The sequence below is a fragment of the Emticicia sp. SJ17W-69 genome, from assembly GCF_051209875.1.
In the GTDB taxonomy this organism is placed as follows: Bacteria; Bacteroidota; Bacteroidia; order Cytophagales; family Spirosomataceae; genus Emticicia.
Genome location: NZ_JBNTQY010000001.1, coordinates 5,509,209 through 5,527,794, shown reverse-complemented (window position 1 = coordinate 5,527,794; position 18,586 = coordinate 5,509,209). Strand labels below are relative to the sequence as shown.

Here is an 18,586-nt window from a genome sequence, read left to right as displayed (position 1 = left end):
ATGATATTTCTTCAATAAATGATTGATTTATGTCTTTTCTAATTTCTCAAATTTATTAAAAAAATTTAATAAATAAGCATTATATTTAGTGCAAAATATTATTGAAATTGTACATTTTCAAAATCGGCTTTTTATGAATTCCTCCAATGTCAAATGGATACTCATTTTTACTATTCCGATGATAGCTATTTTTTCATTTTTAAACTTTAAGAAAGAAAAAATAAGCTATAATGAAGATATTCGCCCTATTTTTAACAAAAAATGTATTGTTTGTCATGGTGGGGTAAAGAAAAATGGCAATTTTAGTTTGCTATTTCCTGAAGAGGCTTACGCCAAAGCAAAGTCGGGAAAGTTTGCTATTATTCCTTATGATGCCGCAAATTCGGAATTAGTCAAACGACTAAAATCGCACGACCCCGAGGAAAGAATGCCCAAAGAAAAAGAGCCTTTGAGCGATGAAGAAATAAGTAAAATCGAACAATGGATAAATGAAGGAGCAAAATGGGAAGACCATTGGTCATATATCAAACCTAATCAAAATATTACACCACCCAATGAAGGTGAAAACTGGGCGGTGAATGGCATAGATAATTTTATTTTTGAAAGATTAAATAAAGAAAATTTAAAGCCTTCAGAAGAAGCCGATAAAACTACATTGCTTCGTCGTTTAAGTTTAGATTTAGTTGGATTACCAGCAACCGCCCAAGAAACGAACGCTTTTCTCCAAGATACTTCACCGAATGCCTATGAAAAACAAGTAGATAGATTATTGAAATCGCCAGCTTTTGGCGAGCGTTGGGCTTCTATGTGGCTTGATTTAGCTCGCTATGCCGACTCGAAAGGCTACGAAAAAGACCTTGACCGAAGTATTTGGAAATACCGTGATTGGGTGATTCAGGCTTTTAATAAAGATATGCCTTTCGATCAATTTACAATTGAACAAATAGCGGGTGATTTATTGCCGAAAAAACCAAACGAATCTATCGAAAAACTTGAAAATCAATTAATTGCGACTGCTTTTCATCGAAATACGATGGCAAATGATGAAGGCGGAACAAATGATGAAGAGTTTAGAAACATGGCATTGATTGACCGAGTTTCTACCACAATGGAAGTTTGGCAAGGTACCACAATGGCCTGTGTGCAGTGCCACAGCCACCCTTATGACCCATTTCGGCATGAAGAATTTTATCAATTGGCCGCTTTTTTCAATAATACACAAGACCGAGATTTATATAATGAAAAGCCACTTTTTAGAACATTTACTAAGGAAAAAGAGAAGGAAGTAACGCAACTTTTGACTTGGTTGCAGCAAAAACTCCCTGTGAAAATTGCTGAGCCGACAAGTGTTTTATTAGATGATAAACGACAAAGTTTTTTAAGAAAAACAGGTTTTTACCGCATCGAAGCAGAAGCTTTTGATAGCACGAGTCGGCATATTGAACTTTGGAACAACCAAAAAGAAATCATGCAGACAACCGAAGGTGCTTTTACGGTTTATGAAGATGTGGACTTGACCAATATCAACGAAGTAAATTACCGCTATCAAAGTGGAGCAGAAAATTCATTTATCGAAATGCGAATTGATAAAGTCGATGGCGAATTGATTAGTAAAGTTGAAACAAAATGCAGTGAAACAGAAGTCAACTCAGGTTGGTCGAGGTGGAGTGGATATACCAATTCTTCGGGAAAAGTCAAACCAACAAAGGGAGTTCATGATGTTTTCTTGGTTTACAGAAAAGGCAAAAACTTTTGGACAGATTTGATTCATTTAGATTGGATGGAATTGAAATCGACTCATTCGATACGGAATTCTTTGCCCAAAGCCGTTCAAGATTCTTTACAAAAATTGGCCGAAATGGAAGCAATCGCTACGCCGATTATGGCCGAAAGACCAGCCTCAAGAGCAAGAAAAATGCACGTATTTACGAGAGGAAATTGGTTATTGAAAGGCAATGAAGTACAGCCAAATGTGCCAAAAACCTTGCCTCAAATACAAAATCCTAACAAAACTCGCCTCGATTTAGCAAAATGGTTGGTCAGCCAAGAAAACCCTTTGACGGCACGTGTCATTGTCAATCGTTTTTGGGAACAACTTTTCGGCATAGGTTTAGTCGAATCTTTAGAAGATTTTGGAAGTATGGGAGCAAAACCAACGCATCCCGAATTATTGGATTGGTTGGCTGTTGGTTTTATGAAAGAACAAAAATGGAGTGTAAAAACGCTCCTGAAAACAATGGTGATGTCGGCAACTTACAGACAATCGAATATTATTTCTAAGGAATTACAAGAAAAAGACCCACGAAATTTACTTTTAGCTCGTGGTCCAAGAGTCAGACTTTCGTCCGAACAAATTCGTGACCAAGCCCTGTGTGTCAGCAATTTATTGAACCATCAAATGTATGGGCCGAGTGTTCGTCCACCAAATCCGACCGATGGAGCTTGGCGTAGAGAATCGAAAGAAAATCAATATCGAAGAGCGATTTACACTTATTGGCGACGTACCAATCCTTATCCATCGATGATTACTTTCGACAGTCCGCAACGAAATGTTTGTGTGTCTCGACGTGTTCGCACCAATACTCCATTGCAAGCATTGACGGCCTTGAATGATACCGTTAATTATGCTGCTGCACAAAATATTGCTTTGTTGATGCAAAAAGCTAAATCGACAAAAGTAGAAGATAAAATCAATGCGGGGTATCACCAAATATTTCAAAAGTATCCAAATAAGCAAAAAACGGTGCTTTTGACGCAGCTTTTCCAAGAAGCATTGGTGGATTTACGGAAGAAAAAGAAAGAAAATCCAGAATATTTTGCCCTTACACTCACTGCCAATGCCATGATGAATTTAGACGAATTTTTAACAAAATGAAAAGAACATCTATTGCCACAGAAGCCTTCTTTGATGAAGCAAAATTCAATACTCGCCGTCATTTTCTAAAAAAATGCACGTCGGGTTTAGGTGGTTTGGCTATCTCATCTATTTTGGGTGGTTGTTTAGGAAACAGTGGACAACCTGCCATTGACGAAAACCCGTTTGCCGTAAAACCACCGCATTTTCCTGCAAAAGCAAAGAATATTATTTTCCTTCACATGGAAGGAGCACCATCGCAATTAGAGCTTTTTGATTATAAACCTGAGTTGGCAAAGCTCGATGGACAACTTTGTCCGCAATCGCTTTTGGAAGGAAAACGTTTTGCGTTTATCAAAGGCGTGCCAAAAATGCTGGGCCCACAGGCGAGTTTTCAGCAATATGGGCAATCGGGAGCTTGGTTCTCGGACTATTTTCAGTATTTACCCGAATTGGCCGATGACTTGACTTTCTTAAAAGCCATGCACACCGACGAGTTTAATCACGCTCCTGCACAACTATTTATGCACACGGGCAGTGCGAGAGTTGGGCGACCAAGTTTGGGTTCGTGGATAACTTATGGTTTGGGTTCTGAAAATCAGAATATGCCTGCTTACATGGTTTTAGTGTCTGGTTCAGAGCCAAGTGCAGGAAAATATTTGTGGGGCAATGGCTTTTTGCCTTCGGTGTATCAAGGTGTGCAATGTCGCTCGAAGGGCGACCCAGTGTTGTATATCAATAATCCTGGTGAAATTGATTCCTTGATGCGACAAAAATCTATTGAAACGATTAATAAAATCAATCAACTGACTTATGATGAAATTGGCGATCCAGAAACTTTAACACGTATTTCGCAGTACGAAATGGCATTCAGAATGCAAACTGAAGTTCCCGAAACAATGGATATTTCGGACGAGCCTGATTATATTCATGAAATGTATTGTACAGAAAAAGGAAAGGCGACTTTTGCCAATAATTGCCTTTTAGCAAGAAAATTGATTGAAAAAGGCGTGCGTGTCGTACAACTTTTCGACCGCCGTTGGGACAATCACGGAACGGATGCAGGCAGTGGCGTGGATATTGGTTTACGTCGAAATGTACAGTATGTCGATAAAGCCATTACGGCATTAATCAAAGATTTGAAACAAAGAGGTTTGCTCGACGAAACGCTCATTGTTTGGGGTGGAGAATTTGGCAGAACGCCCATGATGGAAAACCGTGCGGGCGATAATAATACACCGTTCAAGGGTCGTGACCACCATGTGGATGCTTTTACGATGTTTATGGCAGGTGCAGGAATAAAAAAAGGCTATTCGCACGGCGAAACTGACGAAATTGGCTATTATGGCATCAAAGGCAAAACGCATATCCATGATTTACAGGCAACGATTATGCACATTATGGGCTTTGACCACGAAAAATTCACCTTCCCTTTTCAAGGCAGAAACTTTAGATTGACCGATGTGAGTGGGAAAGTTATAAGGGAGATTTTGTAGGTTTTGTGTGCCGTTGTAACAAGGGCTGATATGATGACTGAATATTGAATAGTCAGCCAAGAAAAGTATAATATGAAGAAAAATAAACAAAAAAAGTGGATTTATCAAATAGTATAGATACTTTTGTAGCACTTCAGTCCTAAAAATGCTTGCTCAAAATAAAATAGAAAGCTTGAGAAGTTTATCTTTTCTTTATAATACATCAGTTATCAAAGATGTATTAGACACACGTTCATTTGTAAAAATAGAGGATAGAATTAACAAACATAGAGGCAATATTTTAGGGTCAAATGCACAAATTAAGTTTTCTTCTTTACTAAATACCTTATATGAGCAAATGACTGAAAGCTATTGCAATGAATATATTTACAAAAATACTATTCTGCAAAAAAAGCTCTTAGAAAAATATGGTTTTGCTTCAACAACTCTACTAAGTGAATTTCGAATTGGAAAATCAATAGCCGATTTAGTTTTATTAAATGGAGAAGTAAAGGTTTTTGAAATTAAAACAGATTTAGATAGTTTAAAAAGATTAGACAGTCAACTTTCTGATTATCAACAGTTTGCCGATAAGGTTTATATTGTTACAAATCAAAAATTTATCGCCCAACTACTACACCTTTACTCAGGCAGCAATTTTGGTATTATCGAATTTGATGGAAAAGGTTTAATAGAAAGAAAAGAGGCTCAAAAATCTACAAATGCTTTTTCTTATGAAACAATTTTTAAACTTTTAAGAAAAGACGAGTATTTGAAAATTGTAAAGCTAATGCACAATTTTATTCCTGATGTGCCTAATACATTAATTTTTCGAGAATGCTTGAAACTGGTGAAGGAGAAAACGATTGTCGAATTTCAAAAATTTGTCGTTCAAGAGTTAAAAAAGCGTAAAATAGATGAACCAGAATATTTGAAAAACCCTAAAACACCTTATGAGTTAGGGTTCATTTGTTACTCCCTTAATCTTAGCGAAGTACAATATCATTCTTTATATGAACTATTAGATACCACAATTTAATATGTACTTTCCCATTCTTCGAGGTAAACAATTTGAGTTAATAGCATTAAGAGACATATCCAATATTCTTAAAGCAAATAAATCAATTGTATCGCCTATAATTGAGCCTGTAAAAGAATCTTCTTCTGTATTAAAAAAAACCTTAGAAGTGCTGAGAGCAAATGATATTAATTTTAATATTATTGTTAATCCTATTGTTGGTGATTTACAGAATAATGCTTCTACAATCTTACAGTTACTTAAAAGTACTTTGCAAGGCTATTCCAATTTTCAAATTTGTTTCTATATCCATAAAGAAGATTCTATCAATCACTGTTTTAATATTGCACAACAAATTAATTTTGATTTCAAAGGATTTGCATTTATTCATAATATTGCATTGGAAGGCCTTTCAGATTTAAATAAATTCGATAAAATAACCCCAACGCTTTACAATTTAGTTAATTTTAGTAAGACAAATCGGCGTTATAATCGAAATTTTCAGAAAGAAACATTGGTGTTATTAGATGATTATTTCAATGCCGCTTCAAAAAACTCTGATTATGTACATAATACAGACGAGCCTTTCACTGAAGAACATTTATATTACAAACAAGATGGCTTCATAGGATTTTCCGATTATTTAACGATCGGGGATAGTTTTTCGGAAGGTGGTTTTTTACCTTATGCAGTAGTTATTCATTTAACATATATAGATGATTATAAAAAATTAAGAATTAGACATTTTGTTTCAGACTCTAATCAAGATTCAACTGACATTGGAGGAAAGTTTTCTGAAGCATTGGATAAACTAATCAAATGGGTAAATGAAAATCATTTAAGTACCCAAGCTATTCAAGAATTTCAAGACCTTCATCGCAAAGGGCATTTTCCTGGATTAGGAAGTGTAAAGAAATTATCAATTATGCACCACATCGAACTACTTCTTAATATTATAGAATAATGAAGTGCTGTACTGAATGCTTTTCAAGTGAACATTTACGAACAATTATACAGTCAAATTCCTCTGAAATAGGCAATTGCAATTTCTGTGGCAATAATAGTGTAAGACTATATGACCCAAGAGAATTACTACTTTTTTTTCGTAATTTATTCGATTTATATGCTGTTGCCGACTCAACAATTTCTGATGCAAATCCGTTAGAAACTCAAATTTTGAATGATTTTCCTGATAAAATATTCAAAATAACTGAAGCAGAAATTATAAGAGAGCTTATTATCGCAATTGTTGAAGATGAGGCTGATTCTTTTACAGAACTCTTAAAAGCAAATGTATATATCGAATGTTTAGTAAATCCCACAACCAAAAATGAAGCGAGTATATTGGAAGTTTCTTGGGAAAAGTTTGTTGAAGAAATTAAGTTTGAAAATCGATTTCATATAAAAAATGCTATTGAATTAACGAAGCTTGAAAAATTATTAAAACGGCATCAAAGAGACATTTTTAAAGGAAAAATCTTATATCGAGCAAGAATTTCAGAGAAAAAAGGTTTTAATACAAGTGAAATGGGGAACCCACCTCGTCATTTGACAAAAGCAGGGAGGGCGAATCCACAAGGTATTTCTTACTTATATTTAGCAAGTGATATAGATACGACTGTTTCAGAAATAAGGGCTGCTTTATTCGATTTTGTTTCAATTGGAGAATTTAGATTAAAAGAAGATATTACAGTTATAAATTTAAGGGAAACTGAGCTTTATGACCCAATGTATTTGGCTGACCAAGATGAGTTAAAAGATTTTATAATTCATTTTCCATTTGTATATCGACTGGAAAAAGAAATTTCAAAACCAAGTAGACGTGCCGATAATGAACTTGACTATTTACCAACTCAATATCTTTCTGAATTTATAAAATCACTTGGTTTTGATGGAGTTGAATATAAAAGTTCCGTAAATCCCAAAGGACATAATCTTGCAATATTTAGTACAGATAAATTTGAATGTATAAAATCCTATGTTCATGAAGTTGAGAACGTAACATTTGGACATAAAAAGATATAAACAATTTTTTTTGTTTTTTTGTGAATTGCCATTTAAAAATACCGAATATCAATTCATTTTTTCACAAAAATATTTTCACTTAGTAAAACGTTTCTGGAATCAAAATCAACTTTATCAGGAGCCTCCCCATTTATTATAAATGATTGCGTTTGCTGCTTTTTGGTAAAATTCATTTTTAATATTGTTGGCTTGGTACTTCCTTTCGTATAATAACCAATTTCTACTGGTAAATTAAATACATAATCACCTTTCTGTGTTTGTGATAATTGGATAGTTAATTTTTTGCTCTTAACATCATAATCCCAAGTGCCATTTATAGAAGGATTAATGGGTTGGTATAACCATTGTTTAAAAAACAATTTCAAATCTTTACCAGATGCTTTTTCCATAGCAATTCTAAAATCATCTGTGGTAGCATTGGCATTGAAAAATAAAGCATAATATGACTGAATGCCTTTTTTGAAATTGGTTTCGCCTATCATATTTCTCAACATGTGAAGTATCCATGCTCCTTTTTGGTAAGTTAAGCCAGAAGTAACATCTTCTTTTTCTGCTGATCGGGGACTTATTATACTAAATTCAGGCATTTTTTTTGCCATTTTGAATACCGATTCTTTTGCTTTTACAATTTCCTTGGCATATTCATCTTTTCCATATTCTTTTTCAATAAATAGCATTGTAAAAAAAGTAGCAAATCCTTCACTAAGCCAAGCATCGTCCCAAGTACTTTCAGTCACGGCATTGCCAAACCATTGATGGGCTATTTCATGTATTATTACATTTCTTAATCGCTCATCTCTTTTGCCATTAATTAATTTATCTGAATAAAAAATAGCCGATGAAGTTTCCATACCTCCACCTGAATTTACAGATTGAATATTAGCCAATTTTTCGTAGGCAAATGGGCCAACATAACTACTGTAAAACTCCAATACTTTTTTGGTGGGTTCATCAAAATCATAAAACCCAGCTACTCTGTTTTTGGCATAAACCCAGGATTCAATAGATTTTCCATCAAACTTATCCACATATTTTACAGCAAAATCGGCAACTCCAAGCACAGTTAACCAGCAAGATACTGGCACCGATTGCTTCCAATGAGTCAGCTTGATATTATTGCCCAAATCAGATTCTTCAACCAATAATCCATTTGAAATAACTTTGTAATGAGAAGGTGCTTTCACTATAAATTCGGAAGTTGCTTTATCAGAAGGATGGTCTAAAGTGGGCAACCAGTGCCGAGCTTTATTTGGCCAGTTTTCACAAAAAAAACTTCGGTCTCCAAACCTTGTTGGCCCTATTTTTAGTCCGTCATAAGGTATTCCATGATATTTTATGCTAAATACTAATTCAGAATTGACTACCGAGGCACTTGGTAAATTGATAATTATCTCATCATTTTGATGAGTAAAAAGTACTGGAACATTAGCCACTTTTATTGAATCAATCTGCATTCCTTTGCCTTGTCTTTCTATTGTTTTATTAATTAAATCTAATCGAATGGTTTGGACTCCTGAACTTTTAAATAAAACGGTTATTTTAGCATTGCCCAAAATTTCATCAGATACATCTGATAGGGTAAGTTCAAATGAATAATGTTTTATGTCAATTTTTTTATTGACAGGATAATCATCAGCTAAAACAATGATAGGCCATAAAAATAGACTAACAGCCAAGAAAAAGTTCTTTAAGTTTTGCATTAATATATCGTTATTTTTTTGAGATAAAAACCTTTAGGGTCAATTTGAGGAGCAAAGGTGCTATTTACCACTATGCCTTCAGCAGGAATAATTATTTTATTCATTTTATCATTTGAGATAATATCAAATGGTAAAGGCATAAAGAAATTAGTAAGTTTTATTTGATATTTTTGAAAGCCAATTTCTTTTACATTCACGTCTAATACATTGGTTGTTCGCAAATAGAAATCAAAAAAAGGTTTTAGTTTTTTTCCAGATGCTGTACTAAATAGATTTTCCACATCATCGGTAGTTACAAAATTATCATAGGTATATTTTGGGTCATTCGCTAATTTTTTTAATGTTGGGAAAAAGATTTCATCCCCAATTAAATACCGTAAACTGTGCATGAAAAATGACCCTTTGCCATAAATATCACCCCCCGAATATACTTCCTCTTCCGTAACTTCATCGCCTAAGACCATCGCTTTCCTATTTTTAACGCCCCTTCTGTGTCCGTCTATTATGGTGTTATAAGCTGTTTCTCCGCCCAGTTCTAACATAGCTAATGCTTCCGCATAAGTAGCTATTCCTTCTTGAATCCACATGTGAGCCCAATCTTTATTGGTAACCTTATTGGCCCACCATTCATGTGCATATTCATGAAAAAGATTGTCGGAATATTCCTGACCATTAATAGTTTTGTATTGAAATTTGTTGTCGAAAGTAATCATTGTTTGATGCTCCATACCTGGATTCGGCACTTCTGCAATTCCTATTTTTTCTTTTGCCCAAGGATATTCTCCAAAGTATTTTTCCAATATTCTGGTATCTCGCTTTTTAAGTTCTATTACTTTTTTGGCTTGTGCAGTATCGGCCTCTAATACATAGTATTCAATAGGTACTTTATTTCCTTCTATGGTAGTATAAGTGTCTTTGGCAACTTTATATTTACCAATATTAAATAAAATACAATAGTTACTTATTGTGTAATTTGTTTTCCAGTAGTAAATTGACTTGTTTTTTTTAGTTGTGACATTCATTAATAAACCAGGACCAGCAACGACTAAGTTAGATGGAATTGTTATTTTCATATCCACCCCTTCATTCGGTTCATCGCTTGGATGATCTTTACATGGGAAATACATTTTACCACCTTCCCCTTGAATATTGATTGCTACCCAATCATTTCCAGCTACATCTTTAGTCCAAGTAAAGCCACCATCCCAAGGTGGTCTAATAGCCACAGGAGGCATGCCATTATATTCAATTTTTATAGTATGGTTTCCATTTTCAAAGCCAACAGGGGAGGTTATCAATATTTTGTCACTCTGTTGGGTAAATAAACTACTTTTACCATTCACTTTTACGCTTGTTACTTTATATAAATGAATCAAATCAAATAAAATAGTATCTGTTTTTTGAGATAGATTTAGATTCACCTCGGCGAATCCAGCGATAGATTGTTTAGCAATATCAACTTCTAAATCAATGGTATAATGCCGTATGTCCATTATGGCTTGTAATGGATTTAGCTTTCCACCAGAGGTTAGATAAAGAATATCTCTATTATTAATATCATACTTATCTTGAGATTTAACTTTAAATCCGAGAAATAAAAATGCACTTAACAGAAGTATTTTAGTCAAATTTTTTGAGTTGTTTTCCATAGTTAGGTTTGGTAGTATTGAAAGTGCAAAGACATTATTTCAAATATTTTTTTGTTCAAACATCAAACAATGTTCTAAATACAAGAATTTTGATTATATAATATAATAAAATACTGATTTTTTGAAGTAAGATAAAACCATATTCAGTAAATGTTGCTTCTGGTTATCTCCGATGTGCAGAATAATTAATGAATTTTGCAATGTTTTTGATCAATAATGAAGTTATATTCTTCAAAAGCAATCTCATTCACCCTAAACATCCAATATCCATTGCCCTTTCACACCAATTCTATTTTTGGTTTCTTCGGTGATGTATGCTTTTTGGTCAATTTGTTGGGCTTGGTCTCTTGTACAAAAATAACTGTGAATGCTTCTTCGGTCTTTTGTTGTGTGATTAGTAGTTCCACCATGCCAAACATGAGAGTTAAAAATAAAAACCGAGCCTGCTGGTGCTTTTATTCGTATTTCGTCTGGGTGTTCAAGGCTTGGGTCTTCCATCGCTTCATTGGGTAAGATACTCAATTTATGAGTGCCGGGTACGATGCGAGTTGGCCCATTGTTTTCTGTAAAATCATCTAAAAGCCATATTGAATTACAGACTTTATAAGAGCCATTCACGACGGTATTTCTCCAATCTACATGCAGATTTTGAAGTCCTTTTCCAGGTTTTGCTGCACGATAATTTAAAGAAGAAAGTTTGTATTGATTGCCCAAAACGGTCTCAATGCCAGCCAATACACGTGGATGTGTATAAAAAATATCGAAAACGGAGCCTTTATTGACTAAATCTGCTAATCGGTCGGCACCTTCTTCTTTGGGATGTCGAATGTATTTCGATGCTATGAGTTCTGCACCAGCATTTTCACCTTCTGCTGCCATCAATTCAGTAATGCGGTCATTTACTTCCTGCACTTGTGTTGGGGTTAGTAATTCACCCAAAAATAAATATCCATCTCGATCTAAGGTTTCAAGTTCTTGTGCTGTAAGCATAGCTTTTGTTTTTTGTTTCTTCAAATTATCTCAATACGATTTCAAATTTAGACATTTTGAAAATAAGTTAAAATTACTTTCTTCATTTCTAAAATCAAATCATCAAACTTATTTAATGACATAACTTTTACCTTTTTCAGTGGTAAAATCTATTACAAACCCTTGAATGTTGGGTATTTCGCCTAATTTCGATTTGTCTTTTATAATAGGTTCACCAGCATTAATAAAGCTAAATAAAGGATTGGTGTTTGCATTTTTAGCTGTGTTGGTTTGGGCGTTTTCTACAATCTTGCTTTCATTGGTTCGGATTCTACAATTTCCACCAATTGTTGAATGAATGACTACTTTTGTTAATTTCCCTTTTTCCCATTCCATATCAATTACAAAACCACCTCTTGTTTTTAAACCTTTTACTTTCCCTGTGTGCCAAGCTTGAGGTAAGGCGGGCAATAAATAAATTTCGCCTGCGTGACTTTGAACAAGCATTTCTGCAATACCCGCTGTTGCTCCGAAATTTCCATCAATCTGAAAAGGTGGGTGAGCACAAAAAAGATTGGGATACGTTCCACCACCTTCCATGTGAGTTGAGTAAGTTCTTACGATTTTGAAAAGATTAGTCAATAATTTTAATGCGTGGTCGCCTTCGTGCAATCTCGCCCAAACATTTACTTTCCAACCCATCGACCAGCCTGTTGCCAAATCTCCTCGGCGTTCCATGACACGTTTTACGGCAGCTGTCAATTCAGGATTATTTTGTGAATTGATTTGGTTGCTTGGGTGAAAAGCATATAAATGCGAAAAATGGCGATGTTTTACATCAGCATCTTCAAAATCTTCTTGCCATTCTTGCAACTGACCATATTTACCTATTTGATAAGGTAAAAGTTGAGCTAAATTCTGCGAAACACTTTTGGTAAAATCATCGTTAATGCCAAGAATTTTGGACGCTTCTAAATATCGAGCGAAAGATTCACGCACAATTGCCATGTCCATTGTTGGGCCAGCACTAAAAGTTGCTTGTTTGTTTTCACCATAAACAAAATTCTGCTCGGGCGAATGTCCAACTGGTGTTACTAAATAGCCTTGTTCGTTTTTTACCAACCAACCTTGATAAAACTGCACTGCACCTTTCAACAAAGGAAAAACGTCTTCTTTTAGAAACTTTTTATCACCACTGTATAAGTATTTTTCCCAAAAATGGCTTGTCAGCCAACCTGCAGCCATTGGCCAAAATGAGCAGTTGCAATTATCAATAGGTTCGGCATGTCGCCAAATATCCATGTTATGATGAGCTACCCAACCATCATTTCCATACATATTTCTGGCAGTTTCCTGACCATTAATTGCCAATTCTTTAATTGCCTTGAAAAAGGGCTCTTGGCATTCCGATAAATTGGTCAGTTCGGCAGGCCAATAATTCATTTGTGCATTGATATTGATTGTGTAGCCTCCATTCCAAGGCGGAGTTAGTTGGTCGTTCCAAATACCTTGTAAATTAAGTGGCTGTCCGCCTATTCTTGAACCAGCAATCATCAAATATCTACCATATTGGAAGTACAAAGCAGCAAAAGATGGGTCATTACCATTAGAAAATAACTCCACTCTTTTATCGCTTGGTAAAAGCGATTGTTCGGTTGATGCTGCTAAATTCAGCTCAACTCGGTCAAATAGTTTTTTATAATCAGCTAAATGTTTTTTGTATAAATCTGCGTAGGTTTTGCCTTCAATGGCTTTAAAATAGCTATCAAGAAGTATTTTTGGTTCGCGACCTTCATAAGCTGGACTTTTATCAAAACCATTAAAACTTGTAGCTGCACTTAGAATAAAAGTAAGTTCGGTTGCATTTTCAACGATAATTTTATCTTTTTCAGATTTTACAACACCATCTTTATTAAGCGTTTTTACACGAGTTTCAAAAGCCATACCCATACCTTCGATTTGCTCATCATAAAGTAAGTTTTCGGCATTTGGTTTTCTTTTGCCCGATGGATCAAAAACTTCGGGATATTTATATTGGTCACCTAATTTTTCGACTTGCTCAAAAGTTCTGCGTAATCCAAAACCTGGCACTTTCCCTTGCATAGTTAAGGTTTTTCCTTTGGCAAAATACTTAGCTGTTTTTTCATGTGGCGTTGATAAATGAAGCGTACAATTGATTTTATTGCCTCCTACCGCACTTAATTTTACTACAATTACGTGGTCGGGGTAGGAGGCAAAATAAGTTCGCTTGAAGGTAGTTTTGCCAACCTTATAAGTCGTTGTGGAGGTGGCAGAGGATAAGTCTAAATCTCTTTTATAATTACTAATAGCTTGATTTTTATGCTCAAATTCAATCCAAAAATCACTCATTGGTTGATACAATTGATGATTTCTACCCAACCATTCTTTGGCAATCATTGCTTGAGCTTCTTGGTATTTTTGAGCATTTAATAAATCAGTAACCTCCTTGTAAGATTTCCGAACGTTGATATTTTTGAATGTGCCTTTTGGGTCGCCCGAATACAATGTGCCTTCATTTAATTGTAAATGCTCTTTCAATGGCTCGCCAAAAACCATTGCTCCCATATAGCCATTTCCCAAAGGCAATGCCTCTGACCAAACCGATGCAGGTTTATCATACCAAAGCTTTAATGATTGATTTTGTGCAAAAGTTTTGCAAGTAAAAAAAGCAATAATTATGAATGAATACTTAAAGGCTTTCATATTAGATTATTCTTTCAACCAAGTCAATTGTGTCCAATAAGCAGGGCCTTCGTTTGTTTGGTTCGCTCCTTTTGTACTTCGGCCGTCTTTGATGTTTTTTGTCAATAAATCAGTCAATTCTTTTACGATAGCAGGGTGTTTTTCATAAACATTTTTGGTTTCTCCAATATCAGTAGATAAATCGTATAATTGGATGGGTGGCAATGTTTTTGCTTCTTCACTCGTTTCTTTAGGTTTACCATTTCCTCCAGAATGCGAACACATAATCAATTTCCAATTGCCTCGTCTAATAGCAAAGAAACCATCAGAAGAATGATGAATAACAGCTTCACGTTTGGCAAAATTTGTTTTTTTACCAGTAATTTCGCTCAAAAAACTAAAACTATCTTCGGCAACATTGTCATCAACTTTAGCATTGTTGAGTTCAGCAACTGTTCTGAAAAAATCAGTTGTACAGACCAATTGATTACTAACTTTCGGCGTTTTTATGTTTTTTCCCCAAGAAACAATAAAAGGCACACGATGCCCACCTTCAAAAATATCGGTTTTCAAACCTCGATACATCATTGAAGGATTATGCCCTTTGCTGAGTTGTGCCTTCAAATCTGCGGGATTTGCAAAACCATTGTCAGAACCAAATACGATGATGGTATTTTCATAAATACCATTCTTTTTAAGCGTTTCGGTCACTTGTCTTACCACATCATCGACCATCAAAACAAAATCTCCGTAGGGTGAAACATTGCTTTTACCAACAAATTTACCAGTCGGCAAAATTGGCGTGTGCGGAGCAGCCAAAGGGAAATATAGAAAAAATGGTTTGTCTTTCTTGGCATGTTGATTAATAAAACCAAGTGCTTTTTCGGTAAATTTACCTAAAACTTCTTCAGGTTTGAAATCTGGGGCAGCAAGACCTGCCCTAAAAAGTCGAATTCCTGTCATCCCCGCAATTGAATCTTTAGGAATAGCCGTGCAAAATCCATTTTCAACATAAGCATAAGGCGGCATATCTAACGAGGCAGGAATGCAAAAAGAGTAATCAAAACCAAGCGAATTTGGCCCATTTTGTACTTTTGTTGCGAAATTTACTTTATTTTCTCCCGCTTCAATATTTCCCCAATTCCAGCCCAAATGCCATTTACCGACAATGCCCGTTTCATAGCCTTGTTTTTTCAAAAAAGAAGCAACAGTTTCTCTTTTTGGGTCAATTAAAGGAGTATCATAGCCGTGCAAAACACCTTTTTTAAGGGTAGTTCGCCAGTTATAGCGACCAGTCATGATTCCGTAGCGAGTAGGAGTACAAACCGATGAAGTGGTGTGTGCATCATTAAATCTCACGCCACTTTTGGTTAATTGATCAATGTTCGGCGTTTGTATTTTCCCATTTGAATTGTATGCTGAAACATCTCCAATGCCTAAATCATCGGCGAGTATATAAACAATATTCGGTTTTTGAGCAAAACCCTTTGTCAAGAATATTGGACAGAGCAAAATGATAAAATAGAAAACTCTTTTCATTTTTTAAGTAAATAAAGCGGTTGAAACATTTACTTTTTTAAATCTTTTGAGGTAGCCAAAGCAATCACTCGACCTTGTTTGCCAACGGCATTATAAAAATGATAAACTACCCCATTCCATTTGATGACCCAAGGCTTATGGGCGTACGTTTCGTCATAGTTTTCGGAAGAAGAAATTAAATCTTCGCCTTGCCAATCTGTCCAATTTTGTAAGTCATACGAACAAGCAAATCGCTCGAAAGCACCTTTTTTCCAAAAAGCACCAAAATAGAACATTACATACATATCGCTTATTTTGGCAATTTGAGCATCGCCACAAATGCCTTTGTGTCGTGTAATGACAGGGTTTTTGCCAAATCTTTGCCAAGAAACCATGTCGTCAGAAACGGCCATGCCGATGCTCTCATAGTTAGCAGTATCGCCTTTTGCATTATAATACATCACAAAAGGATGACCGGTTAATTGTTTTTTATCATGAATGACCAAACTTTTATAGATCGTTTTGTTTTCAAACCAACGTACATTTGTGTCATTGGCTTTCAGCACTGGTTGGGATAAAGTTTTCCATTCATTCACTTCCGTAAGTTTGGAGTTATTGGCAAGCCCAACGCCTAAAACACCTGCTTCATAACCTTGCGTATTACCGCCTAAATAAGACATCCAATATTTATTTTGAAATTTTTCGACTGCATAACTTCCTCCCCATTCAGTATCAACCAATGCCATATAACCTGCTTTTTGGTTGGCATCCCAAGTGTTTTGTGTGAAAGACAACAGTTTCCCTTTGATTTTCCAATCTAAGAGATTGTTACTTTCGGCCAACCAAGTTTCATAGCCTTTGCCATCAAAAACTATGTAGGTCATGTACCATTGGTTATTCTCTCTAAAAATAGTTGGGCTATCCACAAGTTTGGTCGAATCTGGATGTTTAAAAACTACTCCATATTTATAGGGTGTTTTTATTTCATCAAACACTGTTTCCATAACAGCTTGAGTAACAAGCTTTTGGTTGCTTTTTTGTATTTTAGTGCATGAATAAAATGTTATTATCACCAAATAGAAAAACAGGTTTCTCATAAATTCATCGCATTACAAAACCGAGTTGAATAGCTGTTATTAAAGCGTTTGGTTCAATAAATGAGGGCGTTCTTTTTCTATTTTTAAGATCATTTCGCCAAAAAGTGTATTTGCCCACGCAAACCATTTTCTGGTAAAATTTTGTGCATTGTCTTTGTCAAAAGATTCGTGCATAAAACCAGTATTGGCATGGGTATTTTTCAAGAAACGCAATTGTTGTAAAATCTCTTGGTCATTGGTCGAAGTCATAGCTCGCATGATGATACTCAAATGCCAAATCTGATTAACCAAAGTATGCGGACTTCCGACACCCTCGGCAGCTTTTCCTTTGAAAAAATAAGGATTATTGTCACTTAAAATAAAACGACGAGTATTTTGATAAATCAAATCATCGGCTTTGACAGCACCGAGATAAGGTAAACTCATTAAGTTTGGCACGTTGGCATCGTCTTGCAACAAACAATTACCAAAACCATCGACTTCCATGGCGTAGATTTTGCCAAATTTTGGATGATTGATAATGGCGTATTTTTTTATTGCAGCTTCTAATTCGTTGGCAAAATCATTACATTCTTTTGCAAAAGCGGCATTTTTATAAACTTTTGTTGAAATCTCAGCGATTTGTCGAAAAGAAACAACGGCAAACAAATTAGATGGAATTAAGAATGGATAAACTGTAGCGTCATCAGAAGGGCGAAAAATGCTATGAATCAAGCCATTAGGTTTCGTAACATTTCCATAACCATTTCCGGGAACAGTATCAGTTGACCATGAAGTTGTTCGTCCGAATTTATATTTTCCTCTGCCATTCAGCCTTTGTTGTTCACGACAAGTGGCGATGATTGTTTGAGCAGCTTTTAACCATTTTTCATCAAAAACACTTGTATCATTCGATATTTTCCAATAATTATATGCTAAACGAACGGTGTAGCATAGAGAATCCAACTCCCATTTACGCTCATGGAGTTCCGGTTTCATATCTGTATGGTCGCTTAACCATTCTGATTTCCCTGCTCCATCGTTGAACGCATTGGCATAAGGGTCAATCAAAATGCACTCCGACTGACGATTAATGACTCCAGCAATCAATTGTTTGAGTTTTTTATCTTCTTTTATTAAAGACAAATATGGCGTTACTTGGGCGGTGCTATCACGCAACCACATGGCGTGAATATCGCCTGTAATCACAAAAGTATCAGGTCGGTTGCCTTTCATTTTAAATTCAACCGTTGTATCTAAAGTATTAGGAAAACAGTTTTCAAAAAGCCAAGCCAATTCAGGGTCTTTTATTTTGTTTTTCATTCGCTCAATAGTGGCTTCAATAATTGGGCTATTGAAATTTCTTTTTTCGAGCGATACTCTGACGGAAGGAAATGGCGTGGCAAAAGCTTTCGCATTGAAAAACAATCCCATGCTTGCAAGGGTCGAACTTTGTATGAATTTTCTTCGGTTAAGGTTCATTTTTAAGAAGTATTTATGGAAAATATTTTATTGAATGCAATGGTAGAAAGTTGCTTTAAAAACTTTGTAGACCACTCAAAGCCAGTTGTTTGTTTTCATTTGATAGATGGTTAAAAA

At 35.3% G+C, this 18,586-nt stretch carries 12 protein-coding genes; 5 read left to right on the top strand and 7 right to left on the bottom strand.

The features are described 5' to 3' along the window. Positions 1–133 precede the first annotated feature (133 nt). The 5 genes from ACQUQZ_RS22715 (at position 134) to ACQUQZ_RS22695 (ending at position 7,372) form a co-directional block, all read left to right on the top strand. Positions 134–2,875, top strand: a complete 2,742-nt coding sequence (locus ACQUQZ_RS22715) for a DUF1553 domain-containing protein (RefSeq protein WP_435357384.1) — start codon at positions 134–136, stop codon at positions 2,873–2,875. Beyond that, the gene (locus ACQUQZ_RS22710; RefSeq protein ID WP_435357382.1) at positions 2,872–4,350 is read left to right on the top strand and encodes a DUF1501 domain-containing protein; all 1,479 of its coding nucleotides are present in this window, start codon (positions 2,872–2,874) and stop codon (positions 4,348–4,350) included. Before ACQUQZ_RS22715 ends, ACQUQZ_RS22710 begins: the two co-directional genes overlap by 4 nt. Positions 4,351–4,495: 145 nt before the next feature. Beyond that, positions 4,496–5,368 carry a sce7726 family protein gene (locus tag ACQUQZ_RS22705; RefSeq protein ID WP_435357381.1) on the top strand — a complete coding sequence of 291 codons (873 nt, stop codon included), beginning with the start codon at positions 4,496–4,498 and terminating at the stop codon, positions 5,366–5,368. A gap of 1 nt (position 5,369) precedes the next feature. Beyond that, on the top strand, positions 5,370–6,311 hold the full coding sequence (locus ACQUQZ_RS22700) for a sce7725 family protein (protein WP_435357379.1): 942 nt from the start codon (positions 5,370–5,372) through the stop codon (positions 6,309–6,311). A 212-nt stretch (positions 6,312–6,523) separates the two neighbouring features. Beyond that, complete coding sequence (locus ACQUQZ_RS22695; RefSeq protein WP_435357378.1) at positions 6,524–7,372, top strand: RES family NAD+ phosphorylase; 849 nt, start codon at positions 6,524–6,526, stop codon at positions 7,370–7,372. 53 nt (positions 7,373–7,425) lie between these two features. Here the strand turns inward: ACQUQZ_RS22695 and ACQUQZ_RS22690 are convergent, their stop codons facing one another. From ACQUQZ_RS22690 to ACQUQZ_RS22660, 7 genes are all read right to left on the bottom strand, one after another. After that, the gene (locus ACQUQZ_RS22690) at positions 7,426–9,072 is read right to left on the bottom strand and encodes a M1 family aminopeptidase (RefSeq protein ID WP_435357376.1); all 1,647 of its coding nucleotides are present in this window, start codon (positions 9,070–9,072) and stop codon (positions 7,426–7,428) included. Next, positions 9,072–10,721 (bottom strand): M1 family metallopeptidase, encoded by a 1,650-nt coding sequence (locus ACQUQZ_RS22685; RefSeq protein WP_435357374.1) that lies wholly within the window; start codon positions 10,719–10,721, stop codon positions 9,072–9,074. Before ACQUQZ_RS22685 ends, ACQUQZ_RS22690 begins: the two co-directional genes overlap by 1 nt. A 252-nt stretch (positions 10,722–10,973) precedes the next feature. Further along, a complete protein-coding gene (locus ACQUQZ_RS22680; RefSeq protein ID WP_435357373.1) occupies positions 10,974–11,711 on the bottom strand; it encodes a phytanoyl-CoA dioxygenase family protein in 738 nt (245 codons plus the stop codon). A gap of 108 nt (positions 11,712–11,819) precedes the next feature. Then, positions 11,820–14,414, bottom strand: a complete 2,595-nt coding sequence (locus tag ACQUQZ_RS22675) for a glycoside hydrolase family 95 protein (protein WP_435357371.1) — start codon at positions 14,412–14,414, stop codon at positions 11,820–11,822. A gap of 6 nt (positions 14,415–14,420) precedes the next feature. Beyond that, the gene (locus ACQUQZ_RS22670) at positions 14,421–15,932 is read right to left on the bottom strand and encodes a sulfatase family protein (RefSeq protein ID WP_435357370.1); all 1,512 of its coding nucleotides are present in this window, start codon (positions 15,930–15,932) and stop codon (positions 14,421–14,423) included. Positions 15,933–15,961: 29 nt separating this feature from the next. Continuing rightward, complete coding sequence (locus ACQUQZ_RS22665) at positions 15,962–16,915, bottom strand: glycosylase (protein ID WP_435357368.1); 954 nt, start codon at positions 16,913–16,915, stop codon at positions 15,962–15,964. Positions 16,916–17,047: 132 nt separating this feature from the next. Next, the gene (locus ACQUQZ_RS22660; RefSeq protein WP_435357366.1) at positions 17,048–18,469 is read right to left on the bottom strand and encodes a glycoside hydrolase family 125 protein; all 1,422 of its coding nucleotides are present in this window, start codon (positions 18,467–18,469) and stop codon (positions 17,048–17,050) included. Between the last annotated feature and the right edge of the window lie 117 nt (positions 18,470–18,586).